The sequence below is a fragment of the Hungatella sp. L36 genome, from assembly GCF_014288035.1.
Window position 1 is genome coordinate 123,632 of record NZ_JACOPC010000008.1, and the last position, 25,791, is coordinate 149,422.

The window sequence follows — 25,791 nt, forward strand, 5'->3', positions numbered from 1 at the left end:
TATCTTTACACAGAACAGAATGCCGGGAAGCCACAGAATTATTGGATTCCAGTGCTGCCGGCATTCTGCCCGTTCAAAATTCCTTGTCCTGCATGTGCATCAGAACGCTATTCCTTCAAATATCTTTCTGCCAGATCATCAAACTCCATCCGGCATTTTACCTTTCCGCACTCCGCCGCCATGGGGCCGAATACTTCCAGAGTCATTTTCGCCCGCTCCTTCCATGTGGCCGGATCGACGAAATCGATGGTCCTCATATTGTGAAGCCGGTCGGCCAGTGCGATTAAGACCACCCGCTCATCACAGCTTACGTATTTTTCAAATGCCCTGTATTCCCTCAGAATCTCATTCATGGCCGGTGTGACAGCCGGGTCAGACAGATACATTTCCGGCTCATCCGCCATTTCCCAGATATCATGAAGCAGACCGGCACAGACCGTGTCCTCATCGGCTCCCATATCTGCCAGAATCAGTGCAGTGTTAAGGGGATGCGTCACATAGTCGTCACCCGAACGGCGTTTTTTCCCTTTATAGACCCGTTCGGCCAGCCCGTAAACGGCCTCCAGATGTTTTTTCTTATACTCCGTTCCGGCTTCGTCTAACACCTTAAAAAGCAGTGCATAAATTTCGTTTGGCAGTGCGTGAACCGGCGTTTCTCTCAGATAAAGTCCCATATTCTCCCAGTCTCCTTTCTCGAAAGCCTCTCCGACATGAAATGCACGGAGGAGTGCGGGAGAATACCCAAATTGTGCACGAAAGGCCCTGGTGAAGCCGCTGTGAGTCTCATAACCGTAATCCAGCGCGGTATCCAGGATTTTTCGCCCTTCCCGTATTTCCCTGGCCGCTCCGAACAGGCGCTGCTGTTTTACGTAGTCCATCAGGGTGACCCCCATCTCCGCCCGGAACATCCGGGAAAAATGGCAGGCCGAATACCCGAACTGTTCTGCCAGCCCCTGTACCGACAGCGGCTCCTTCGCATGCGACCGGATATATAATGCGCACTCCATAAGGATATCTTTCTGTCCCAACACTCTCACTTCCTTTTCTCGTTTCCCACGTGGTAGCTTTATTATACCCGATCACTCCGGCCGGCGCTGTTCCGCGATTGCTGTATTTTTTTCAGTCCCTGTTCCTATTCCATTGATTTCCTGTTCTTCTTCTGATATACTCATCTCGGTTTCAGGAAGTTCTGCCTGGAAACCAAAAAACAAAGAGAATGGGACACGATTACAATGATTAAGAATTACGTATCACAACTAAAATCTGAATTTCAAAACTACACTGGTGCCGACTGCATGAAAGATCTGATGGCCGGGCTGACGGTTGCGGCGGTTGCACTGCCTCTGGCGCTTGCGTTCGGCGTGAGCAGCGGATCCACAGCCGCAGCCGGCCTCGTTACCGCCATTATTGCAGGTCTCGTCATCGGCGCACTTTCCGGTGGATATTACCAGATATCCGGTCCTACGGGCGCCATGGCCGCCATTTTAATTTCCATAATTGCCCGATACGGAATGCAGGGCGTTTTCACTGCGACACTGATCGCCGGGATTCTGCTGGTTCTGTGTGGGATCTTTCATATCGGCAGGCTGACAAGCTTCATTCCTGCACCTGTTATCACTGGCTTTACCTCCGGTATTGCCGTCATCATCGCACTGGGACAGATCGACAACTTCTTTGGAGTTACCTCCGAGGGCTCCAGCGCTGTCGTAAAACTCTTAAGCTATGGACATCTGGGCTTCCCTGTCAATATACAGGCGGCGGGCCTGGGACTCTTCGTTGTCCTGTTCATGGTTTTCTTTCCTAAGAAATGGAACGCGGTGGTTCCCGCCTCTTTTTTGAGCATTATTCTTGCGACCATTCTGTCCGTATGCCTGAAGCTTGATATCCAAACTGTCGGCGCCATCCCGAAAACACTTTTTCTGGATACCCGGTTAGATTTAGCCGCCATTACGCCTGCAAATCTCAGCGGATTAATCGGACCAGCCGTCAGTATCGCCATGCTGGGAATGATCGAAAGTCTGCTGTGCGGAGCCAGCGCCGGCAAAATGGCAAATGTCAGGCTGAACAGCGACCAGGAGCTGGTAGCCCAGGGGATCGGCAATATCATCCTTCCGTTTTTCGGAGGAATCCCCGCCACAGCGGCCATCGCTCGTACCAGCGTCGCATTAAAATCCGGCGCCCGCACAAGGCTTACCGGTATCTTCCATGCGCTGGGACTCCTGGCCTTCATGTTTATCCTCGGACCCGTGATGGCAAAAATCCCGCTGTCCGCCCTCGCCGGCGTGCTGATGGTCACCGCTTTCCGCATGAACGACTGGCAGGAAATCAAATATATTTTCTCCCATCATTTCAAGGGAGCCGCCGCCAAATACATCATTACCATGGCTGCCACAATCGTATTTGACTTGACAACCGCAATCCTGATCGGCGTCGTCACCGCATTGGTTCTCCTCGTCAGCCGGCTGGCAAACATCGAGATAAATTATGAAAAGGTAGACATGGACCGGGTCCGCAGCACAGATGCAGCACTTGCAAAGGAATACGACAACGCAGTCGTCGCCTATCTGACCGGCGCTGTCATCTTTGCCAATACTCAGGCAATCGAAGAGATAGAGGCCTGTACAAAGGACTTTGACACAGTGCTGCTGTCCATGCGCGGCGTTTCCTATATGGATATCTCAGGAGCAATTGCATTTATGCACGTCCTGTCAGATTTACAGGCAAAGGGAAAACGCATTCTTTTATGCGGCGTTCCAGGCAGCACAATGGCGATGCTGAAACGCTCTGATATCTATGATATGATTGGTGAAGAGAACTTTTACTGGAGCGTGGAAAAAGCGATTTTACATAGGGAAGGCTTACATTGAGCCTTCCTTGTCTTTATGCTATCTGTTCTCTCTGATTACTCCTTCCATTTCTCCTACCGCAAATAATGGAAGGTTAAGTTCTTCTTTCGCTTCCAACGGCACAACGGTTTCTCCATTATCAACGAGAAAATCGATTTCACAGGAACCACGATCATTTGTATAGAAGGAATGGATACTTACCATAAAAATGAAACGTGATTGGCGAACACATACGTTTTGTGTCCGGTAATCACGTTTCATTTTCTTCTATTCCAACACAGCCGTCAGCCGCCTGACCATCTCATCCACATGCTCTCTCTCTATAATAAGCGGCGGTACAAATCGAATAATATTGCTTCCCGCGCTGATTAACACCAGTTTTTCTTCGAGAAGCGCCTTCTGTACGATGGGGCCGACAGGCATTTGGAACTCCAGCCCCTGCATCAGCCCTCTGCCTCGGTGTCCGGTAATGCAGTCAAACTGTGAGGCCAGTTCTTCCAGCTTCTCCCACAGATAGCCGCCCACTATATTCACATGCTCCACAATCCCGCGTTCTTCGAAAATACTTAACACCGCACTGGCAGCCGCTGTTACCAGCGGATTTCCGCCGTAGGTGGTGCCGTGATCTCCCGGAACCATGGCTGAAGCCGCTTTTCCGGAAGCCAGGAATGCGCCCACCGGAACGCCGTTTCCCAGCGCCTTGGCCACCGTCATGACATCCGGCTTCACACCGTACTGCTGCCATGCGAACATGGAACCGGTACGTCCCATCCCGCACTGGATCTCGTCAAGGATCAGCAGCATGTCATGTTCATCACACAGTGCACGAACTCCCTTTAAGAATCCCTCTTCCGCGGGATAAATGCCTCCCTCACCCTGAACAGTCTCCATAATAACCGCGCACGTATTCTCATGAATCAGTGCCTTCACGCTGTCCAGATCATTGAAATCTGCGAATCTGATCCCCGGGATCAGCGGCTTAAACGGCTCCTGGTAATGGTCATTTCCTGTAACAGACAAGGCACCCATGCTTCTTCCGTGGAAGGAATGGCGCATGGCAATGATCTCGTGGACACAGCCCTCTCCCCGCTTCTCTTCGGCCGCCTTATTGTAGGCGTGCCTTCTGGCAATTTTCAGAGCGCCCTCAATGGCTTCGGTCCCGCTGTTGGTAAAGAACACCTTATCCATGCCGGAAGCCGTCAGGAGCTTTTCTCCCGCTTCGATGGAAGGCACATTGTAAAATAAATTAGAGGTGTGCAGAAGCTTATCTACCTGGGCCTTCACCGCCTCATTGTACTGTTTATCGTTATATCCCAGTCCCATAACCGCGATGCCCGCTCCGAAATCGAGATATTCTTCCCCTTCCATATCGTAAAGAGACACCCCGTCCCCATGATCAAAAATGACCGGATACCGGTTATACGTCTTATAAAATTCCTGTTCCGCCTTTTGAATATATTCCTGTTTATTCGGCATGGTAATACCTCTCATCTCCCGAATTGATAATCGCAGTTCCGATTCCTTTATTTGTAAAGATCTCCAGCAGAAGACAGTGCGGAATCCGTCCATCCATAATATGTACTCTGGAAACTCCCTGCTTCATGGCATCGATACAGTTCTGAAGCTTTGGAAGCATTCCTCCTCCAAGTGTTCCGCTGCTCACAAAATTCAACGCCTCATCAATAGTCATTTCCGAAATTAAAGATTCCTTGTCCTCAAAATCTCTGTAAACGCCTTCCACATCCGTTAAAAATGCCAGCTTCTCCGCCTTCATGGCCGTTGCAATGGCGCAGGCCGCGTCGTCCGCATTGATATTGTACGTCTTAAATTCTTCGTCAAATCCCACCGGACAGATGATCGGCAGGAAATCCTTTTCCAGAAGGTCATAGATAATCTGCGGGTCCACTCCGGTGATATCGCCCACATAACCGATATCCTCGCCGTCCGCGTATCTCTTTTTACACTGCAGCATCATGCCGTCCTTGCCGCTGATGCCGACCGCCTTCACGCCCAGCTCATTCACCAGCTGCACCAGGCTCTTGTTCACCCGGTTAAGCACCATCTCAGCGATTTCCATGGTCGGTTCGTCCGTCACACGCAGACCGTTAATAAACTGCGGCTCCATTCCCACTTTACCGACCCATTTGCTGATTTCCTTGCCGCCGCCATGGACGATAATCGGTTTAAAACCTACCAGCTTTAACAGAACGACGTCCTGAATCACATGCTTCTTCAGCTCTTCATCCACCATGGCGCTGCCGCCGTATTTTACGACGATAATTTTCCTGTTAAAACGCTGAATATATGGAAGCGCCTCTATCAGGACTTCCGCCTTCTGCATGATGCTTTGATCTAGATCCATTTTTCTGCTCCTCCCAAATCGACTCCAAATTCTTTACCCAGATTTCCCATTCCTTCATTGATCTCTTCTCTTGAATACTGGTGTGCATCCAGAAATCCATCGCTGTATTCATTCAAATGAAGATAAAATGATGCCGCCATCTCAAAATACTCCGAGCTCTTGTCTTCCAGTTCATTGAGCAGGATATTCTCTGCCTCGTTGATCTGTCCTGCATCCGCCATGGTGATCAGCTTCTTGTACAGATTATCAATTACTGTAAATTCCTCATCTTCCGGCAGAACGTAGTTGATATCGTCTTTTCCGAGAATAAGGCGGGCCAGAACTCTCGCCATATCCTTTATCATCCGCATTACGTAATCATCTTTTACAGCCATCGTTCGCTCTCTTTTCTATATTTTATCGATGCCTTTCTCTGGCGTCCCTTTTCCCACATTTTTTTCGTAACCGCTGTCACCGGCAGATTACCGCTGGTCAGGAACGGTAATCCGCATTTATTTTCACATAGTCAAAGGTCAGGTCACAGCCCCACGCCGTAGCCGAACACGGTCCCATCTTGATATCGGCCGTAGCCGTCACTTCCGGTTCGGAGAGGATCTTTGTGGCCTCCTCCTCACTGTAGGGAAGTGCGACTCCATTTTCAATGATCTGGAGTTTTCCCGCTGCGCTCTCGAAATATAGATCTACCTGCTCCGGGTCGAACTGGGCTCCGGAGTAGCCCATGGCGCAGAGGATCCGGCCCCAGTTTGCATCATGGCCGAAGATAGCGGCCTTTGTCAGGCTGGAGGTGATAACCGATTTAGCCAGCGTCACCGCCTGTTCCTTCGTCTCCGCCCCCACAATTTTCACTTCGAACAGGGCCGTACATCCTTCTCCGTCGCCGGCCATCTTTTTGGCGAGCGTCTCATTGATGATGTTTAATGCCTTTACAAATGCCTCATAGTCTTCATTTTTCTCTGTAATCTCCGGATTCTCCGCCATTCCGTTGGCCAGCAGAAGCACGGTATCGTTGGTGGAGGTATCTCCGTCCACTGAGATCATGTTGTACGTGTCCTTGATATCCTCGCGGAGCGCCTCCGTCAGAAGCTCCTTCGATATTGCCAGATCCGTGGTCACAAAGCTCAGCATGGTGCACATATTCGGGTGGATCATACCGGAGCCCTTACACATACCGCCGATGGTCACCGTCTTTCCTCCCACCGAAAACTCCACGGCCACCTCTTTATTCACCGTATCGGTGGTCATAATCGCCTTCGATGCAGCGGTTCCGCCCTCCAGGGTATCGGAAAGCTTCGGAGCCATAGCTCTGATTCCAGCCGTAATCCGATCCATGGGAAGCTGCATGCCGATCACACCGGTAGAAGCCACGAGAACTGCATTTTCCGGTATTTGTAAAGTCTCCGCGGCCGCCTTCGCCGTCTCCAGACAGTATCCGTACCCTTCCGCTCCGGTACACGCATTGGCGATTCCCGCATTTACCACGATGGCCTGCGCATACGGGGAACCGGCTACGACCTCCTGATCCCATTTTACGGGAGCCGCCTTTACGATGTTCGTCGTAAAGGTTCCCGCCGCCTTACACGGCTTCTCACTGTATATCATTGCCATATCCATGCGGTCTTTATACTTGATTCCCGCAGCCGTCGATGCGGCCGAAAATCCCTTTGCAGCAGTTACGCCGCCGTCTATCTTCTTCATCTCTTAAATTCTCCTCTCCTTCGTCTTATGGTTACTCAATAAATCTGGTAATATTTTCTTCATTCAATGTGAAATCAAAGTAATTCAAGTCTTCCCGGAAGGTCCAGCCGACTTTTCTCCAGAATTTATTTCCGATTGTATTGGATTTAAATGCAATCAGGCTCACCTTGTTGATTCCTTCCGCCTTCAGCGCCTCCATGGCCGCCAGCGCCATCTGGTGTCCGATTCCGTGTTTTCTGTATTTCTCAGCTACACAGACATGGTACATACAGCCTCTCCGCCCGTCATGGCCGCAGAGGATCGCTCCGATCACCATTCCGTCCTCTTCCGCCACCACGCTGGTAGATGGATTTCTCTTTAAAAACTTCTCCACGCCTTCTCTGGAGTCATCTAACGTCCTGATTCCAAAGCCTTTGATTTCAGACCATAAATGCCAGACCTGGTCGTAGTCGTCTATCGTCATTGTCCTGATTATCATACGCTCTTCCCTTACTCTTTCCTCCCATATTCGTAACTCGTACTGCATTGCGGGTACTCCCATAACCGTTACGGAAACATGGGAACCAGCTTAAGCCCCTGATTCTCCGGAAGGCCAAACATGATGTTCATATTCTGAATCGCCTGTCCCGCGGCGCCCTTCACCAGATTATCCATGGCTCCCATCATGACCACACGGTTCGTTCTCGGATCAATCTTGAAGTTCACATCCACAAAGTTGCTTCCTTCCACCCATTTCGTCTGAGGCGCCTCGTCGCGGCCGAGCACTCTCACGAAATACTCGTTCTCGTAATATTTATCGTAAATGGCCTTTACCTCTTCATATGTAACACTCTTAAGCAGCGTCCCGTAAGCCGTCACGAGAATGCCCCGGTTCATGGGAACGAGATGCGGTGTAAAGCTGATGGTCACAGGCTTTCCTGCCGCCAGCGAAAGCTGTTCCTCGATCTCCGGCGTGTGGCGGTGAACGCCGACACCGTAGGCCTTGATGCTCTCATTGACCTCGCAGTACAGGTTATCGACCTTGGCCCCGCGCCCCGCGCCGGAGGTTCCCGACTTTGCGTCAATAATCACCGTATTCGGATCGATCAGTCCCTCCTTCACCAGCGGATAGACCGACAGGAAGGAGCAGGTGGGATAACAGCCCGGATTGGCAATCAGGCGGGCATCTTTGATCTTTTCCCTGTTGATTTCCGGAAGTCCGTATACCGCTTCCTGAATATATTCCGGCGTCTTATGTTCTATATTATACCATTCCTCATACACCGCCACATCCTTGATCCGGTAGTCGGCGCTTAAATCAATCACCTTAGCTTTTGATAATACCGCTTCATTCATAAGAGACGCACAGAATCCCTGGGGCGTGGCCGTGAAAATGACATCGGCCTGTTCTGCCAGCGCTTCCATATTATCATCCATACACGCATCATCTACAAACTGCACCATATTTTTAAATACCGACGCGTATTTCTGGTCCACATAGCTTTTGGATCCGTACCATGTAATTTCCACATCGTCTCTCTGCAAAAGCAGCCTTGCAAGCTCACCGCCTGCGTATCCGGTTGCCCCCATGATTCCTGCTTTAATCATAATCATTCTCCTCTTTTATCGGTATTACCGTATTGATTTTCCGGCTTTCCATATTACCCTGCCCTGATTCGTTCTGCCTTGATTATAGTAACTTTCCTCTCGAAATAAAAGTACCTTTTTCTGTTTTCTGCATTCTTTTTTATACAGCCTCACCCGATGATCTGTTTTCTCCGGTGATGATAGTTCATAATTATACATTGCAAATGCATATTATGCAAGTTTTTTTTGATATTTTTTATTTTATACTTGCATTTTCCATAATAATGGTGTATATTTATGAAGGTTCAGGAAGCCAGGAAAAAGATCCGTAAGGCTTTCAGGAAATGTTCACGATCTATATTCAGGAGGAATCTTAATATGAAAGAGAAAGTTATTTTAGCCTATTCAGGCGGACTCGACACAACTGCTATTATTCCGTGGTTAAAGGAAAATTTTGATTATGAAGTTGTCTGCTGCTGCATCGACTGCGGTCAGGGCAACGAGCTGGATGGCCTCGAGGAAAGAGCCAAATTATCCGGCGCATCCAAATTATACATAGAAGATTTAGTTGATGATTTCTGCGACAACTACATCGTTCCATGCGTTCAGGCCAATTCCATATATGAGAATAAATATTTACTGGGCACCTCCATGGCTCGTCCGGCCATCGCCAAGAGGCTGGTTGAAATCGCCCGCAAGGAAGGCGCTACCGCCATCTGCCACGGCGCTACCGGAAAAGGAAACGACCAGATCCGTTTCGAGCTGGGCATCAAGGCTCTGGCTCCTGATTTAAAGATTATCGCTCCATGGCGTATGACCGATGTATGGACCATGCAGTCCCGTGAAGACGAGATTGAATACTGCAGGCAGCACGGTATCGACCTTCCGTTCTCCGCAGACAACAGCTACAGCCGTGACAGGAACTTATGGCATATCAGCCATGAAGGCCTGGAACTGGAAGACCCGGCCAATGAACCGAATTACGATCATTTACTGGTTCTCGGCGTTTCTCCCGAGAAGGCTCCGAATGAAGGCGAATACGTTACCATGACCTTTGAAAAAGGGGTACCGGTCAGCGTAAACGGCGAAGCAATGAAGGTTTCCGATATCATCCGGAAATTAAATGAACTGGGCGGCAAGCACGGCATCGGCATCGTTGATATCGTAGAAAACCGTGTAGTAGGCATGAAGTCCCGCGGCGTCTATGAGACTCCTGGCGGAACAATCCTGATGGAAGCTCATCAGCAGCTGGAAGAGCTGGTGTTAGACCGCGCCACCATGGAAGTAAAGAAAGACATGGGCAACAAATTTGCACAGATCGTATATGAAGGAAAATGGTTCACTCCTCTCCGTGAGGCGATCCAGGCTTTCGTGGAATCCACGCAGCAGTACGTAACCGGCGAAGTGAAATTCAAGCTTTACAAGGGCAACATCATCAAAGCCGGCACCACAAGCCCATACTCCTTATACAGCGAGTCCCTCGCTTCCTTCACCACCGGCGACTTATATGATCATCACGACGCCGACGGCTTCATCACCTTATTTGGCCTCCCATTAAAGGTCCGCGCCATGAAGATGCAGGAGCTGGAAAAGAAAAACAGTAAATAACAAAACAGGGATTCCGAAGGGGGCTGTTCGCCCATAGTCCCCCCCCTCGGAATCCCTGAACCTTTCCCTCCCTGCCGTTCGCGCTCCCTTTTCCTCAATCCCCCGCGCAAAGTCCGCGTATCTCCCTCCACAAAACCATCATTATCTTCCCAATGCCCTCTTAATTACCTTCATCTGTCTTTTCGTATAATGGTATCCATCTTCCATGCAGCTCTCCATATATTCAAATGTCAGAAGCCCCGCCCCCTTCTTTAACTCCGGCTTCAGCAGGAGAATCTCTCCGCTGGATCTGCATTCCTTCAAATCCCTGCTCATAATGGAAAAAGAGTGGGAGGCAATCTCCATAATAGACTTATCATGGGGCGTCCTGTAATCCGCGCCGATGTCCACTGCAACCACCCGTTTCACTCCGGCCGCAATCAGCAGATCGACCGGAAGGTTATTCGTAACACCGCCATCCACCATACAGTAGTTTCCGACTCTCCGCGGCTGGAATACGGCGGGCACCGAGGCGCTGGCCATCATAATCTCACAGAGCGGCCCGTTTTTTTCCCACTTCACATTCTCCTGATGCCTGGCGGCGTCCGTGATTCCATTTTCCATCAGATTAGTAAATGCAATGGTATCTCCGCTGTTTAAATCCACTGCAGGAATCAGCAGTTTCCGTTTTACTTCCTCGATCGCGGCGCCTTCTGTCAGCTGGCAAAGGAAATTCATCAGCCGGTTTCCCTTCAGCAGTCCCGTAAGTGAGACCTCCTGTCCAGTAAAAAGCTGCGGCAGAAATGTGAGGATTCCAATTATATCCGGATCCAGGAATCGATTTCCATGCCGGGACATCCACTGCACCACTTCTTTCATCATTCCCAGATCCACACCCGCCCCGTATATCCCGGCGACAATTCCCCCCGCGCTGGTTCCTGCCACATAATCCGGCAGCAACCCTTCCTCTTCCAGTGCCAGCAGGACGCCTACATGAGCCGCCCCCCTGGTCCCGCCTCCGGCAAACGCAATCCCATAATCCGGCATGTCTATCCCCTTTGTTACCCGTCCAGGTTTTCAAAATAATGTATGCTGTCATGGACCGTTTCATGATTCCACGTTATGGTTCCTCATTACAATTGTAACAGTTTGCAGAAATATGAGAATATCCTTGCATTTATTCCGGTCCTCTGGTATTCTAATTCTATCAGCCATATTCTGGCACATCTATAAATCTTCCGTTTTCTTAAACGGTCTAATATCATATCTGAAGGAGAATCCCTATGAACGAAGCTATGTTGAAAACATGTATGGAGCAATGCAATTCTACATCTGAAAATGTAGGCATTTTTGTCGACTTTGACAACATCTATTACAGTCTGAAGGAATACGGTGTCAATCCCGAAGCTCCTGAATACTGCGTCTTTTCGCTGATGGAGCGAATCTATTCCATTAACAAGATCCGAACCCTGCGGGCCTATGCCGATTATGACCAGGTAGGCGTATCCCTGAAACATCTCCAGGAAATGCGGGTACAGATTAAGAATGTCTATGGCAATGGTCTGGAAGAAGAGTACCGGAAGAATGCCTCCGACATTGAACTTTCCGTGGATGCCCTTGAAATCTACTACCGGTCTCCCGAGATCGATACCTTCGTCTTCCTCACCTCCGACAGCGATATGATTCCCATAATGAGCCGCCTCACTTATAAAGGAAAGCACATCCACTTATTCTGCATCGATGATCACACCTCCCATTATCAGGATATTTCCCGATTCTGCCATTTCAAATGCGATCTGCTTACCCTCTTTGAAATCGATCCCCAGCGAAAGAACCCGGAATTCTGGACAGACCGCGCTCTGACCGAGATTTCTGCCTGGTATTCCGTCAGAAAGAACAGCGACATGATGCTGGGCGGTAAATGGCTAAACCGGCTTTTGTGTGAGAAGCTTCAGATCTCATCCCGTGCCGCCAGCCGCATCATTACCTATTTAAAGGACAATAATCTAATCCGTGAAACCTCCAACTCCGCAGGCCACACCGGCTTTTTTCTCGCATCCTCCCTTTAAAATGGTGAGCATAGCTTGCAAATAAATTGCCATATAAGCCGTTTTACGAATCGAAATACAAAAAGGGGCAGCGAACAGACTGATATTTTAGTCTTTCATGATCCCTGTGTTTATGATAAAATAAAAGGAGACGTACAAATGGAGAAACGAATTGAGGACCTGAATCTGGAGGATGATTTCCTGTTTTCAAGAGTCATGAGCGATGAAGAGATCTGCCGCATTGTACTGGAGAAGCTCCTGAACATCTCCATCAAAAAGATCGTCCTTCCAGAACAGCAGAAAACCATCGATTTACTGCTGGACAGCAAGGGTGTGAGGCTTGATATTTATGTCAATGATGATGTCGGCACCATCTATAATTGTGAGATGCAGAGAGGAAAACGCGGACAGCTTCCCAAACGCAGCCGCTATTACCAGGGAAATATCGACCTGGATTCGATTTCTAAGGGCGAGCCCTATACCAGCCTGCGACGGAGCTACATTATTTTCATCTGTACCTTTGATCCATTTACAGAAGGCCGGCACATCTACACCTTTCAGAACACCTGCCTCGAGAGTCCCGGACTGCTTCTGGGAGATGAGGCAACAAAACTTTTTTTTAATACAAAGGGAACCATTGACGACATAGACGAAGAGATGAAAGAATTTCTGACCTACATAGAAAACACCACCGACACCTTCGCCCAGCAGGCTAAAAGTTCACTGGTTAAAAAGATACACCAGAGAGTCATTTATGTTAAGCAGAGTAAAGAAATGGAGGCGGAATATATGACATTGCTGCAGAGAGACAGGGAGAATATCGAACAGGGTGAACGTAAAATGGCCGCTCTCACCGAACTTCTCTTAGATCAAAAACGTACTGACGATTTAAAACGCGCCATCAGGGATACTGCCTATCGGGAGCAGCTTTATAAGCAATTTAACATCCTCTAACAGGATCAGCCCCAATAAAAAGAGGGGAAACCATGGCCTCCTGCTGCCGTTCCCCCTCTTCCAGTATCAAAATTTATAAAAATCCATACAGCATATCATTAGCACATCATATCATCGGCATATCGGAGCCATTTTCACGCTTCGATGCTTCAGCCGCGCAGCTGCCCCTACCAGTAAGGCTTCCAGTCTTTCATTCTCCTGGTCAGCGCCTCCATATAAAAGTAGTCGCCCCAGGTGCTGCATTCGTCCACGCCCCTGTTTATACACGTATTGTACGCGGAATCGCGCGCGTACGTTCCGTGGAGCAAAAGGCCGTTGGAACGGGTCTTATCCGTGTTGGCACAGTGATCCATCAGGGCACAGAGCATCTTGTCTGCGGCTGTTAAATACTTCTCCGCTTTCTCCTTGTCCAGATAGCTGCTCATCTCCAGAATTCCACAGATGGCGATGGCGGAAGCCGAGGAATCACGCGGTTCCGTGCTTCCCGTATCGAAGTCAAAATCCCAGTATGGGACCAGATCTTCCGGCAGGTGGGCGATAAAATAATCGGTGACCTGGCAGAACAGATCCAGGTATTCGGGTGTTTTTAAGTACCGATAGCTCAAGGCGATGCCGTATACTCCCCACGCCTGGCCTCTGGCCCAGGCGGAGCCGTCACGGTTTCCCTGATGGGTAACGCCGTGGTCCGGTTCTCCGGTCACGGTATTGATAAAATACGTGTGGTAGGTGGAGCAGTCCGGTCTCATCACACACTTCATCGCCGTCCGGATATGGTTTTCAGCTTTATCGGCGTAATCGGGATTTCCGGTAACCTCGCTGGCCCAGTAAAGCAGCGGCAGGTTCAGCAGACAGTCAATGATCAGACGGTATTCCGACGGTTCGTTGACGTTGCCCCAGGCCTGGATAAAGCGGCCATTCTCCCGGTAGCGGCCGGCCAGGTGATCCGCAGCTAAAAGTGCTGCTTCTCTGGCATGGCTGCTGCCGGTCAGCTTATAAGCTGCCACGCAGGAAAGGCTGTAGAGAAACCCCATATCATGGTGATTTACATCGATTTTCTCCCGGATTCGTTTCAGGAAGCTTTCGACCTGAGATTCCGCCGCCTCCTTAAAGCAGGCTTCCCCTGTATATTCATAAGCCAGCCAGATCACGCCGGTCCAGAATCCGGTTGTCCATTCTACGTTTTCTGTCGGCAGATAAAAGCCGCCCTCGCTGTTGGAACTCTCAAAAAATTCCGTGAATTCCGGCAGGTTGGACCGGACGATCTCCGTGGCTGCGTCCATGTACTTCTTTCTTTTCTCCGCATCCGTTCCCGGATACTGACGGATTCGTTTCATCGTCTGCGCCATATTCTGTCTCCTCTCTCACCGCTCCTCTTTTACAGAAGAAACGGGTCTCTCGTTTTCCTTAAATAGGATCTTATTACCGCGTCATAAGCTTCCGCTATGGCGTCCTGCTGATCCAGTTCAACAGGATTTAACTGCAGGGGATCTTTCTTATTATCGTAAAACAGCCGTCTCTGCGTTTCGGACGGAGACGTCCCGTTGTCAACGACATAGGTGATATCCTTCGTTCTGATTCCACGCCAGCCGAACGCCTTGTTGTTTAATCCCAGCTTCCGGTACTCTTCCACCAGTTCAGGCATGCCCGGTATCATACAGAGAAATGCGTGTTCCGGTTCCTCTTCCATGGAGGCCCCGCGGGCCAGGGACGCGAAGCTTTTTCCCTGAACCGTATCGGGAACCGCCGCATCCAGCAGTTCCAGAAGTGTCGGCATGTGGTCCTGGCTGGCGATCAGGGCATCACTGTGCCCCTTTACAACCTGTGGTCCCCTGATATAGAGAGGAATCCTGATGGACTCGTCGTACCAGATGTTCTTTCCCATCAGGCCATGAGAACCCATACAGTCCCCGTGATCGGCCGACAGCACTACGATCGTGTCCTCTGTCAGGCCTTCCCGGTCCAGATACTCCATGATCCGGCCAAAATTATCATCCAGTCCTTCTATGGCTCCGTAGTACTCTCCGAACTTCTTCCGGAACGCCTCATCGCTTCTCAGCTCATCCGGGACGTTTCCACGGAATACGAGTTCCTTTCCCCGGTAACGGTCCGCATACTTTTCCGGAAGCAGATCATAGGGAGGATGGGGCGGATTCCAGGAGAGGAACAGGCAGAATGGCTTTTCCTTATTCCGGCCGTCCAGATAATCCAGCACAACGTCCGTCTCATGCTCCGGAGACCATTTGGCGCCCTCCTCCTTTTTCGGTTCGTCCTTCCAGTAATGGGGCGACAGATGTTTATCCATCGCTCCGTAGGAATACCAGTAATCAAAGTGATGACGCCGTTCTCCCGGAGGAGTGAAGGCATCCCAGTTCACCGCACCGGATTCCGGCTTCTCGTGAAAGTTCATCTCACTCGCGTCGAGATGGTATTTGCCCACATAGGCAGTCTCGTAACCATTTTCATGGAGGACATCAGAAATGGTTACCTCCTGCGGCTTTAACATGACGGTCTCATCCAGGCCAATCTTGCAGTTGGTCCACATTCCGCAGCAGTACGGATACTTGCCCGTCAGCAGAGATGCCCGGTGGGGCGAGCACAGCGGGTACGTGCTGACCGCGTGGTCAAACGCCATGCTCTCCCCGGCAAAACGGTCCATATGAGGCGTACTCACATGGTCCTCTCCCGCCGCCCCAATGGCCTGGGCGCGCCATTGGTCGGCAAAGATGTATAACAGGTTTTTCTTTTTCATCTAGCGGTCTTCTCCCAGGAATGTATCATATGCTTTCTGGTTGATTTCCAGCGCACGGTCGATGCCTCTGGCCTTCAGCTCTTTGATAAAGATGTCATACTCAGAATCGAAATCATTGACACCGAGAATCCAGGACTGGAACTTTTCATCGACATAAGGCTTGATGCTTGCCATTATGTTCTTATACTCGGTCTCATCATCAGAGGTATACTTTAACGCCATTTTTCCATCTAGGTAAGGCGGAAGAGAATCGTCAAACCACTCATCATGGCCATTGTACAGCTTATTCGCCTCGATTCCGTCTTCCTTCATGGTCGCATACTCGTAGTCTCCATCCTGGCACATGCCGATCCGGTACTGGGCGCCGATGGAACGAAGATATCCGATTGGTGTCAGTTCAGACTGAAGTACCGTGTCTGTAAAGTGTTTGCTGCCATCCGCATCTCTTGTAAAGGTATCTCCCTCGATTCCCCAGTTCATTAAGTCGCTTCCTTCTTCTGTAAAGAAGTAATCCATAAATTTAATCACGGTTACAGGATCCTTGCACTGGGAGGATATTCCCCAGCCCACACCCGGATATCTGGATACACGTTCCTTTACAACACCGTTCTGATCCGCAGGCGGTACGATGGCTACCATCTGGAAGCCCGGAATGGTCTCCTGAAGCGTGGAGTTATAGTTTGCCGTACTCACCCAGTCATGGGTACAGCCGCCGAGATCGCCGCCCAGCAGGGTATCTCTGGAGGAAGCGCCTCTCGTGAAGATTTCAGGATCAATCAGTCCTTCCTGGTACCATTTGATCATGTTGGAAACGCCTGTCTTGAAGTTCTCTTCCAGTGGTTCGTATTTCATCTTTCCGTCTCTCGGATAGAATTCAAGGCTGGTATCCCAAAGATACAGATACTCATCCGGCTGCTTCCATCCGGCGCGGTCGAACAGCGGAATCTCGTCCTTTAATCCGTTTCCGTTGGGATCCTCGTTGCGGAACGCATACAGCACATCGTGGAGTTCATCGACGGTGGTCGGTGCCTTTAAGTTTAATTTATCCAGCCAGTCCTGTCTGATCCACCAGAACTCGGCAGCCTTGAGCTCCTGATTTTTCGGAATCTGGTAGATATTGCCGTCCAGAGAGTATGCCGTCTGGCGGAATCTGGCGTCCTCGTCCAGCACCTTCTGGATATTCGGCGCGTGTTCCTTGATCAGATCGTTTAACGGAATCATTCCGCCGTCGCGTCCCAGCTTCTCCAGGGAGGACGCGTCTACGTAGCCGATGATATCGGCCAGATTGCCGGAGCTCATCATCAGGTTAAACGCCTCTTCTTCGTTGGAATTGGAAAGGGAAATGGTTCCCTTCAGACTGATATTCGTTCTCTTCGCGGCTTCCTGCCATACCTGCCAGTTCGAGTCGAACGGCATGTTATTGAAGTTTAAAAATACGGTAAATTCTTTTGGTTCCTTGCTCACGAGAGGCTGCCCTCCAGCGTCTCCTCTGTCTGGGCCTGGCTGGTGCCAGCTTCCCCTTTTGCCGCCTCTGTGCCGCTTGTTTCGCTCTTTGCGGAACAACCCGCCAGAGTGCCGGTAAGCATTACTGCCGCCATTGCCGCCGCCATAAGTCTTCTTTTTTTCATTTTTGAAATACCTCCTTTTTGTTGTAACTGCTATGATAAGTTAACCCTTCACTCCTCCAACGGTGACGCCGGTCTTAAAGTATTTCTGTACAAACGGAAATACGATCAGCATCGGTACAATGGCTATGATTATCATAGCATAAATTACCGTGGTTGGAGAACTTAATGAATTCTGTGTTACGATTGCCGCCTCCGAAGCGTTGGCCACCCGGTCTACGATCATCTTCTTTAACAATACCTGAAGGGGCGCCTTCCTGTCATCATTTAACAGCTGCATGGCCCAGAAGTAACTGTTCCAGCGGTTGATCGCGTAAAACAGTCCCACCGTAGCCAGCGCGGGCTTGGAGAGCGGTAAATAAATCTTGAAAAATGTGATAATATGGTTGGCTCCATCGATAAACGCCGCTTCCTCCAGTGCCTCGGGAAGCTGTTCGAAGAAACTCTTCATAATAATCAAGTTGTATGTGTTGATCGCAAACCCAAGGATAATGGCCGTTCTGGTATTTAACAGGCTGAAATCCTTGAAGGTTAAGTACATGGGGATAATTCCCGCGTTAAACCACATGGTGAATATGGTAAATAAGGTAAAGAACTTGCGGAAAACCAGCTTCTTTTTACTGAGGGCGTAGGCCATGGTCGTCGTAAAGAGCATATTTACCACAACGCCGGCAACCGTGTAAAAAATGGTGTTTCCGTAGGCCAGCCAGATGCCGCTCTTCTTGATGGCTTCCTTATAGCTTGCCAATGTAAAATGCCTGATGGCAAACATGACATCGCCGTTCTCCACGTAATACGGCTGACTGAGCGATGCGATCAGCACGTAATAGATCGGATAGAGCACAACCAGGCTGATTACAATTCCGAGGATCGCCATGCCTGCATTGAATACCTTTTCACCTGTTCCAATTACCTGTCCCTGATGTATTCTTCTATTTTTCATCTCGCGCCTCCTTACCAAAGTGCCGTATCGGAAAGCTTACGGCTTAACCGGTTGGCCAACGTGACAAGTACCAGCGCGACAATTGCCTCAAACATACCGACCGCCGTAGCGAGACCGTAGTTCCCATTTTCAAATCCCAGACGGTAGGAATAGGTAGCGATAATATCTGCTTTGGCAAATGTAGATGGCTGATACAGAAGGAGGATGGCCTCATATCCTACCTTTACCATCTTTCCGATATTTAACACCAGCATGGTGACAATCGTCGGAAGAATCGCCGGAACGGTGATATTCTTAATCTTCTGCCATTTTCCGGCTCCGTCCACGGTGGCCGCTTCATATAACTGCGGATCGATTCCCATGATGGCCGCAATAAAGACGAGCGCATTGAAGCCTGCGTTCTGCCACAGGGTCATGATCGTGTAGATTCCTCTGAAATACTGGGGCTGTACCATAAAGTAGACCGGCTCCATTCCCAGCTTTTCCAGAATCATGTTGACGATACCGGTACTGGGAGACAGAAAGTTGACCACGATACCACAGACAACGACGACCGATACGAAGTGCGGAAGGAGTGTTGTCATCTGCGTCATCTTGCTGACAAACTTGTTCTTCATCTCCGTAACCGCGACCGCCAGAATTATCGGTATCGGGAAACAGACGACCAGCTGCCAGAAGGAGATCATCAGTGTATTTTTCAAAACCCTCAGAAAATCTCTTCCTGTTAAAAAGGTAATGAAATTGTCCAGTCCCACAAAGGTGCTTCCCGAGATTCCTTTAAAGATGTTGTAATCGTAAAAGGCAATCGCCAGACCGGCCATAGGCTTGTAGGCAAACGCCAGGAACCACAGCACCCCCGGAAGCAGAAGAAGATATAAATCCCAGTTCTTTCTGACTGAGTGCAGGCAGGATTCTTTATTTTTGTTGCCGCCCTGTTGCTTAAACATTTGTAACTCCCCTCTCATATTCAATTAGTGCAGGAATAAATTTTCTGACACGCTCTGGTTTTACAGAGCTCATTCCCGCTTCTGAAATCCACTTTAAACCCGTTCATCCGGAAAAGTAAATCACTGTTTTTCAGGTCATCTGCAATAGGATTGCTTTTTTATATTCATTTTTCAACTCATCACCAATTCACCCGATTCGCGCCATATGATTGATTTTTACAGCTCATTCCCTTATACTCGGATTACATGCTTTTAAGTAAGTAAACAAATGGGGGTATACACAATGCAGCAAAAAAATATTTTAATCATCATCTGCGATCAACTTTCCGCCACGGCATTAAGTGCCTACGGCAATACATATTCTTCCACGCCGAATCTCGACGGCCTGGCGGCCAGAAGCGCCGTCATGGAGTATGCCTATACTTCCTGTCCGCTCTGTCAGCCGGCCCGGGCCTCGTTCTGGACCTCGCGCTATCCGCACCAGACCGGCGTGCTCTCCAACCTGCCCGATCAAGGCTTTCCAGCGGTCTCCGACGATATTCCGACGCTGGGAGAACTGTTTTCCCATGCCGGTTATGATTGTGTGCATTTTGGCAAGACTCATGATTATGGGGCATTGAGAGGCTTTAAGGTCATCGAATCCGAGGAAATCCATGTCCCGCGGACGAATCCGGCCATCAAATTCGATTATGAGACGTATCTGGACATCGACACAACGGAAAAGTCCGTCCAGTACCTGTCTTCCCGGCCGGAAGGGCCGTTTCTCATGGTCTCGGACCTGCAGAATCCACACAACATCTGCGCCTACATCGGCGAACACAGCGAAGGATACGGCGATTTCCCGCTGGAGCGGGAGCTTCCTCCTCTGCCGGAAAACTTTGATTTCGACGATATTGCCAACCGGCCGGAATTCATCCAGTATCTCTGCTGCGCCCACAGAAGGCAGCGCCAGGCCAGCGGCTGGAAGGAAGATGATTTCCGCCACTACCTTTACGCCTATTATTACTACCTGTCCATGGTGGACAAACAGATTGGCCAGATTCTCGAAGCGCTTTTAAAAAGCGGTGCCGCGGATCAGACTATGGTCGTATTTCTGGCCGATCACGGTGAAGGGATGGCGTCTCACCACCTTGTGACAAAGTACGGCGCTTTTTACGAGGAAACGAACCGGGTACCTCTCTTTTTCGCGCTTCCGGGTGGGGATCAAGCGTCCCGCATCGGCGGCGTAACCTCTCTTCTGGATCTGGTTCCCACGCTTTTGGACTATGCGGAGCTCCCCTGTCCTGACGGACTGGAGGGGATATCCCTTATGCCTCAGATCACGGGAGCAAAAACACATTCCGACCGGACCGCCGCAGTGGCGGAATGGTACGATGAATTCCGCGATTATACCGTTCCCGGGCGCATGATCTGCGACGAGGATTATAAGTATATCTGTTATCTGGAGCCGGACAGCGAGGAGCTTTATGACATGAGAAATGACAGATATGAAAAAACCAACCTGGCAGGTAAACCGGAGTACTCCCCGATTCTGGAAAAGTACCGTTCCCTGCTTAAACATCATCTGGAAAAGAGCGATGATCCTTTCTTCACCCTGAAGACGGCAGGCACCGGGAGCTACCGCCGCCATCCGCTGGGATTTGAGCATCATCAGGGTCTCAGCGCCGTGGAGAAATACGCCCTGGAGATTAAACGAAAGTAGATGGTCTGACGTTATGTTTTCATCTGGTATCTATAAAAACCGTTTGTATAAAATCCTGATTTCTACCGGTACCATAGTGATTGTCCTGCTTGCGGTGCTGTCGGGCAGCTACCTTCACCTGCAGCAGAAAAGCAGCTATATCCACAACTTATCGAATTCCACGGCGGCGTTGGAGGCCAATTCCAACATCGCCATGAATCTGATCTCGCGGGCAGTCAATGACGTCAGCCGTGATAAGAGCATTACGAAATGGGTCAATTCATCCTCCGCCAACGATTTCTATTTCAATTCCATCACCGCCTTAAAGCAGCTGCGAATCATCACCACGGACTCTTCCATGCTCAATTATGAGCTGGCTGTGACGACGGTAGGTCCGCTGGAATTTGACGGAAAATCGTACGGTATGGTCCTGGACCAGTCGGGGACCGTGGACAGAGATAAATTTTTAGGGCATGTAAAGGGGCTGTCAAAAGAAGAAATGGAGTCCATGGATCAGCATTTTTCCGCTTCCAACCGGCCCTTTTGCCTGCCTCATTATGAGAATGACCGGCTAAAATCCGTTTACTATATCGTAAAGGATTACCGGTATTCTTCCAGCCTTCTGTGTTTTGTCACGATTCCGATCGAGACGCTTACAGGCTCTGCCAGGCCGGGTCAGTTTCTGCTTTACAGTGACGACCGGCTGCTGGCGGTCAGCCATCGGGAAGCCGATATGGATGAAGTTTTTTCAAATATGATGAGTATGGGTATGGAGGCAGCTGATTCCGGAATCGGACAGCAGGAATTCTTCAAGCTTGGAAAGGAGTACGTATTTCCTACAAGCCTTCCTGCCATTGGCTGGGAAATTGCCTATGTCTATGACAGCTACATGCTGGGTTCCGGCCAGATTGTATTCTTTCTTCTGATTCTGGTTACGGCAGCCTGCATTTTCACCTTTTTAATCGCGCTGCTGGTGGAGGCGCTCTATAAGCCAATCCGGGAAGTCGTGGAGGATTCCATGGATTCCCCTGAGGCTGGCAAACCCATCGATGAATTTAAGATTTTACGGCAGAATTCGGAAAAAATAAAAGCCTTAAGCAAGACACTGATGGAGGCCATGGACGAGAATGAACGCCTCGCCTCCCAGCAGCAATACCGCCGTCTGCTCTTCGCTCCCCAGCCGGGAGGCCTGGCAGAATGCGGAGAAGAGCCGGAAGAGGATTACAGCGTGGTGGTAGTGGAGTTCCAGCCTGTAAATGAGGGCTCCTCCCCCAGCTGTATCGTTATTTTAAAGCAGTATGTCCATGAGTTTACCATGAACGTGCCTGACATGACATTCGTGGACCTGGATTCCACACGGTGCGCCATGATCGTAAAAAGCAGTAACACAGACGAGATTCTCCTGCAGCTCTACGAGCTCCTCCGCTATCTGACACAGAAGCCCGAGGATGAGACAATCAACCAGTGGATTGCCTTAAGCAATCCCAGAAACGGCTTAAACCGGATCTGGCTGGCCTATCAGGAGACGCTGCGCATCCTGGAATACAAGCACGTATACGGCCATACCAATATCCTGACCTTCGAACAGATCCGTTCCGTGGACGCAGTCACGTATTCCTACCCGCTCTCCATGGAGAACCGGATGGTCCACTGTATCGTGGAAGGCAAAGAAGAGGCGCTCCAGATCTTCGATCAGCTGATCCGCACGAACCTGGTAGACAAAACGCTGTCGATCGAGTCGATTCAGAGCTTCGTCTATGTCCTGATCGGCACACTGGGCCGTGTCTTCCAGGAACTGAAGACATCGCCGGAAGCACTTTTAAAAGAAGATATTAATTTTATGTATCTGTATGAACACTGGAGTGATTCGGTCACCATCACCACCTTAAGACACGCAATTCAGGACATTCTGACCGCGGTAAGCTGCCGGGGCGAAAACAACGATGAGAAGCTTCTGAATGAGATGATCCGTTATATCCACACGAATTACACCGACGATATTATGTTAAACGACATGGCGGACCAGTTCAACATCTCCCCCAAGTACTGCGGAATCCTGTTCAAGCAGCTGAGCGGCCAGAACTTCAAAGACTACTTAAACCGCTACCGAATCGAAAAAGCCAAAGAACTCCTCCAGAAGGAACAGGGAATTAAAATCGCAGAATTAAGCCTGATGGTCGGTTTCAACAGCGCAAACAGTTTCATCCGCGTGTTTGGAAAATACACCGGTGTTACCCCAAAGGCCTACATGGAATCCTTAAAAAGCTCCAGTATTAGCTGATAAAACATGCAAAAATCCATTTCCTGAAAGCGAAGGCGGCTATGGAAATGGCGCCGGTCTGCGTATCGTATACCAGCTCATCCGTTGCAGCGATCATATGCTGGTTGCTGTAATCGGTGTCCGTGCAGATGGCGGGAATGAATTTTCAGACACGCTCTGGCACAAAAGCGTATACTGAAACATGATTTATAAACAAAAAGAAACGGCAGGCACCTGCCGTTTCTTTTTGTTTGTATAACTGTCTGCATCTTATAGGACATTTCCCAAAATCTTTAATTTCCAGCCGCATAATAAGCATCAATCCCATCCGCGATTCCCTTTGCGATCTTCGCGCGATACTCATCGGTGGCCATCTTTTTATCTTCCTCTGCATTGCTCATAAATCCCATCTCCACAATGGTAACCGGGATTTTGCACCAGTTGATTCCGCTCATGGTATCGGTCTCCTGGACTCCGCGGTTTTTAAAGCCTGTGGTGTCACAGATGCCCTTTACCACGGCCTTTGACAGTGCAGAGCTCTTGCTGTATAAATTTCCATTATAAGGGTTCTTCGATGTCTGGCACATAGTCAGCGCGCCGTGAACACTGGTATCGTTTAAAGAGTTGGCATGAACGCGTACGAAAATATCCGCACCGCTCTTGTTGGCCATCTCGGCCCGCTCTGCGTTGCTGATATTCACATCATCCGTTTCCCGGATCATATAAACCTGATATCCCCGGCCAAGCAGTTCTTCCTTAAGCTTTAAGGAGACCGCAAGCGTCAGCTTATATTCGGGGATCCCCGTCGCATTTCCCTGCGTTCCGGAGGCAACCTTGGCTTTCTTCTCCGATGCACCCGGTCCTATCGGTTCTTTTTCTGAATTGCCCTTCGCCTGGTGTCCCGGATCGATGGCAATGATCTTGCCGGAACCGGAGCCTGTGACTGCAGGAGCCGTTGTCTCCGGTTCCTGAGCCGGCTGTTCCTTTGACACAAAGCTGGAGGATATGTAACACTCCTGATCCTGATAGATGATACGGCTCCAGCTGTCGCTGTATCCGGTCCGTTTTAAAGCCGTTCCTCTGGATACCGTGGTGATCACCGCACCGCCCGTTCCCGCGCTCTTTCTGATATTAACCTGACTGCCGGTCACGTATACGGTTTCATCCACTGCAGTAAAGGCGGGAGCCGTCTCCGTAGTCACAGCGGCCTCGTGGGCGCTTGTCCCCGCCTGGCCCCCCGGCTTCTCTGTCCCGTTTTTTCCATTCCCGGTCTCATTCTCAATAGAAACCGCTGCCGTCTCTTCTCCATTTTCCAGTGTGATATCACCGGAAGCCTCTTCCAGCGTCGGCACCTCGACCGGTTCATACTTCCTGCCGCATCCGGCCAGTGTCAGGAGGCACACAAGCGCGGTTACGATATAAATTCCGGTTCTTCTCTTCTTATTCACAGTATCGTACCTCCTCCGGCAACGTAAGTATCTGTATAAAACACGACGGCCTGCCCCGGTGTAATCGCCCTCTGAGGCTCATCAAACCGGCATTCCACCAGATCCTCGCCCACTTCCCGGATGGTGCAGGGGGCGCCTTTGTGGCTGTAGCGGATTTTTGCGTTTACTCGCATCTCACCGCCGTGAAGTCCGTCGACCGCCATCCAGTTCAGGCGGTTACAGCGGAGCGTATCGGAAAAGACATCATCCGAATTTCCAATGACGACTTCGTTCGTCTCCGGCCTGATTTCCGTGACAAAGACGGGATGGCCCATGGACAGGTTTAGTCCCTTCCGCTGGCCAACCGTGTAGTGGGTGATTCCTTCATGCTGTCCCAGTACATTGCCATCCAGGTCCACAAAGTTGCCTGTCGGCAGCTCTTTTCCCGTGTTTTCTTCAATAAATTTGGCATAATCGTGATCGGGGATAAAACAGATCTCCTGGCTGTCCGGCTTATGGGCGACCTTTAAATTGATCCGGTCCGCTATTTCGCGGATCTGATCCTTGGAATAGGCGCCAACCGGCATCAGCGTATGAGCCAGCTGGTGCTGCGTCAGATTATAGAGCGCGTACGTCTGGTCTTTCGCCGCCGTTACGGACAGCCTCAGCGCGTACCGCCCGTTTTCCAGCTTCTCGATTCTGGCATAGTGGCCTGTGGCGATATAGTCCGCTCCAATATCCAGGCTCCGTTTTAACAGCGATTCCCATTTGACATACCGGTTGCAGGCGATACATGGATTCGGGGTGCGGCCGTTCCTGTATTCATCCACAAAATAGTCTATCACATGTTCTCTGAATTCCTCTTTGAAATTCATCACATAGTATGGAATCCCCAAATCCCAGGCCACGCGGCGGGCGTCGTCCACCGCGCTTAAGCCGCAGCAGCCTCCGCTCTCCTCCACGGCCTCTTTCTCTTCGTCCTGCCAGATCTGCATCGTGACGCCGATGACATCATAGCCCTGTTCCTTCAGCAGCCATGCTGCCACGGAGGAATCCACGCCGCCTGACATTCCTACTACTACTTTTGGTTTATTCATCGTT

At 50.1% G+C, this 25,791-nt stretch carries 24 protein-coding genes; 7 read left to right on the plus strand and 17 right to left on the minus strand.

Annotation, left to right across the window (positions count from 1 at the left end):
• Positions 1–107: 107 nt before the first annotated feature.
• Positions 108–1,028, minus strand: coding sequence for a helix-turn-helix domain-containing protein (locus tag H8S80_RS19090; RefSeq protein WP_117621435.1), 921 nt, complete (start codon positions 1,026–1,028; stop codon positions 108–110).
• Positions 1,029–1,232: 204 nt separating this feature from the next.
• Here H8S80_RS19090 and H8S80_RS19095 point away from each other — a divergent pair, with 204 nt between their 5' ends.
• Entirely contained in the window at positions 1,233–2,867 is a 1,635-nt protein-coding gene (locus tag H8S80_RS19095) for a SulP family inorganic anion transporter (RefSeq protein WP_117621436.1), read from the plus strand.
• A gap of 18 nt (positions 2,868–2,885) precedes the next feature.
• Here the strand turns inward: H8S80_RS19095 and H8S80_RS19100 are convergent, their stop codons facing one another.
• From H8S80_RS19100 to argC, 7 genes are all read right to left on the minus strand, one after another.
• Positions 2,886–3,107 (minus strand): hypothetical protein, encoded by a 222-nt coding sequence (locus H8S80_RS19100; protein WP_117621437.1) that lies wholly within the window; start codon positions 3,105–3,107, stop codon positions 2,886–2,888.
• Between the two features lie 6 nt (positions 3,108–3,113).
• Positions 3,114–4,322 carry an aspartate aminotransferase family protein gene (locus H8S80_RS19105; RefSeq protein WP_117621438.1) on the minus strand — a complete coding sequence of 403 codons (1,209 nt, stop codon included), beginning with the start codon at positions 4,320–4,322 and terminating at the stop codon, positions 3,114–3,116.
• Positions 4,312–5,208 (minus strand): acetylglutamate kinase, encoded by an 897-nt coding sequence (gene argB / locus H8S80_RS19110; RefSeq protein ID WP_002601157.1) that lies wholly within the window; start codon positions 5,206–5,208, stop codon positions 4,312–4,314. The genes H8S80_RS19105 and argB overlap by 11 nt, the downstream gene beginning before the upstream one ends.
• Positions 5,199–5,582 carry a DUF6483 family protein gene (locus tag H8S80_RS19115; RefSeq protein WP_055657519.1) on the minus strand — a complete coding sequence of 128 codons (384 nt, stop codon included), beginning with the start codon at positions 5,580–5,582 and terminating at the stop codon, positions 5,199–5,201. Before H8S80_RS19115 ends, argB begins: the two co-directional genes overlap by 10 nt.
• A gap of 97 nt (positions 5,583–5,679) precedes the next feature.
• Entirely contained in the window at positions 5,680–6,903 is a 1,224-nt protein-coding gene (gene argJ / locus H8S80_RS19120) for a bifunctional glutamate N-acetyltransferase/amino-acid acetyltransferase ArgJ (RefSeq protein WP_117621439.1), read from the minus strand.
• Positions 6,904–6,934: 31 nt separating this feature from the next.
• A complete protein-coding gene (locus H8S80_RS19125) occupies positions 6,935–7,381 on the minus strand; it encodes a GNAT family N-acetyltransferase (RefSeq protein WP_117621548.1) in 447 nt (148 codons plus the stop codon).
• 68 nt (positions 7,382–7,449) lie between these two features.
• Positions 7,450–8,490 (minus strand): N-acetyl-gamma-glutamyl-phosphate reductase, encoded by a 1,041-nt coding sequence (gene argC, locus H8S80_RS19130; protein ID WP_117621440.1) that lies wholly within the window; start codon positions 8,488–8,490, stop codon positions 7,450–7,452.
• Positions 8,491–8,847: 357 nt separating this feature from the next.
• Here argC and H8S80_RS19135 point away from each other — a divergent pair, with 357 nt between their 5' ends.
• Positions 8,848–10,077 carry an argininosuccinate synthase gene (locus H8S80_RS19135; RefSeq protein ID WP_002601162.1) on the plus strand — a complete coding sequence of 410 codons (1,230 nt, stop codon included), beginning with the start codon at positions 8,848–8,850 and terminating at the stop codon, positions 10,075–10,077.
• 141 nt (positions 10,078–10,218) lie between these two features.
• Here H8S80_RS19135 and H8S80_RS19140 read toward each other — a convergent pair whose 3' ends face one another.
• Positions 10,219–11,103 carry a patatin-like phospholipase family protein gene (locus H8S80_RS19140; protein WP_117621441.1) on the minus strand — a complete coding sequence of 295 codons (885 nt, stop codon included), beginning with the start codon at positions 11,101–11,103 and terminating at the stop codon, positions 10,219–10,221.
• Between the two features lie 236 nt (positions 11,104–11,339).
• Between H8S80_RS19140 and H8S80_RS19145 the strand changes: the two genes are divergently transcribed.
• A complete protein-coding gene (locus H8S80_RS19145) occupies positions 11,340–12,125 on the plus strand; it encodes an NYN domain-containing protein (protein ID WP_117621442.1) in 786 nt (261 codons plus the stop codon).
• A gap of 138 nt (positions 12,126–12,263) precedes the next feature.
• Complete coding sequence (locus H8S80_RS19150; RefSeq protein WP_117621443.1) at positions 12,264–13,058, plus strand: Rpn family recombination-promoting nuclease/putative transposase; 795 nt, start codon at positions 12,264–12,266, stop codon at positions 13,056–13,058.
• A gap of 167 nt (positions 13,059–13,225) precedes the next feature.
• On the opposite strand, the gene H8S80_RS19155 is transcribed toward H8S80_RS19150, so the two are convergent.
• The 6 genes from H8S80_RS19155 to H8S80_RS19175 are packed head-to-tail and all read right to left on the minus strand — an operon-like array spanning position 13,226 to position 19,322.
• Entirely contained in the window at positions 13,226–14,404 is a 1,179-nt protein-coding gene (locus H8S80_RS19155) for a glycoside hydrolase family 88 protein (RefSeq protein ID WP_002601166.1), read from the minus strand.
• Positions 14,405–14,433: 29 nt separating this feature from the next.
• On the minus strand, positions 14,434–15,807 hold the full coding sequence (locus tag H8S80_RS19160) for a sulfatase family protein (protein WP_117621444.1): 1,374 nt from the start codon (positions 15,805–15,807) through the stop codon (positions 14,434–14,436).
• A complete protein-coding gene (locus tag H8S80_RS19165) occupies positions 15,808–17,271 on the minus strand; it encodes an extracellular solute-binding protein (RefSeq protein WP_347565842.1) in 1,464 nt (487 codons plus the stop codon).
• Complete coding sequence (locus H8S80_RS34335; RefSeq protein ID WP_243272831.1) at positions 17,268–17,435, minus strand: hypothetical protein; 168 nt, start codon at positions 17,433–17,435, stop codon at positions 17,268–17,270. The genes H8S80_RS19165 and H8S80_RS34335 overlap by 4 nt, the downstream gene beginning before the upstream one ends.
• A 40-nt stretch (positions 17,436–17,475) precedes the next feature.
• The gene (locus tag H8S80_RS19170) at positions 17,476–18,375 is read right to left on the minus strand and encodes a carbohydrate ABC transporter permease (RefSeq protein WP_002601169.1); all 900 of its coding nucleotides are present in this window, start codon (positions 18,373–18,375) and stop codon (positions 17,476–17,478) included.
• Between the two features lie 11 nt (positions 18,376–18,386).
• Positions 18,387–19,322: an ABC transporter permease gene (locus H8S80_RS19175; RefSeq protein WP_002601170.1), complete on the minus strand. Its 936-nt coding sequence runs from the start codon at positions 19,320–19,322 to the stop codon at positions 18,387–18,389.
• A 283-nt stretch (positions 19,323–19,605) separates the two neighbouring features.
• Between H8S80_RS19175 and H8S80_RS19180 the strand changes: the two genes are divergently transcribed.
• The 3 genes from H8S80_RS19180 (at position 19,606) to H8S80_RS35130 (ending at position 23,469) form a co-directional block, all read left to right on the plus strand.
• The gene (locus tag H8S80_RS19180; RefSeq protein WP_117621446.1) at positions 19,606–21,024 is read left to right on the plus strand and encodes a sulfatase family protein; all 1,419 of its coding nucleotides are present in this window, start codon (positions 19,606–19,608) and stop codon (positions 21,022–21,024) included.
• 13 nt (positions 21,025–21,037) lie between these two features.
• On the plus strand, positions 21,038–23,284 hold the full coding sequence (locus H8S80_RS19185; RefSeq protein ID WP_117621447.1) for a helix-turn-helix transcriptional regulator: 2,247 nt from the start codon (positions 21,038–21,040) through the stop codon (positions 23,282–23,284).
• A 137-nt stretch (positions 23,285–23,421) separates the two neighbouring features.
• Positions 23,422–23,469, plus strand: a complete 48-nt coding sequence (locus H8S80_RS35130) for a hypothetical protein (protein ID WP_412300016.1) — start codon at positions 23,422–23,424, stop codon at positions 23,467–23,469.
• Positions 23,470–23,556: 87 nt separating this feature from the next.
• On the opposite strand, the gene H8S80_RS19190 is transcribed toward H8S80_RS35130, so the two are convergent.
• Both H8S80_RS19190 and mnmA read right to left on the minus strand, forming a co-directional pair.
• Complete coding sequence (locus tag H8S80_RS19190) at positions 23,557–24,711, minus strand: N-acetylmuramoyl-L-alanine amidase family protein (RefSeq protein WP_117621448.1); 1,155 nt, start codon at positions 24,709–24,711, stop codon at positions 23,557–23,559.
• A complete protein-coding gene (gene mnmA, locus H8S80_RS19195; RefSeq protein ID WP_025530238.1) occupies positions 24,708–25,787 on the minus strand; it encodes a tRNA 2-thiouridine(34) synthase MnmA in 1,080 nt (359 codons plus the stop codon). The genes H8S80_RS19190 and mnmA overlap by 4 nt, the downstream gene beginning before the upstream one ends.
• Between the last annotated feature and the right edge of the window lie 4 nt (positions 25,788–25,791).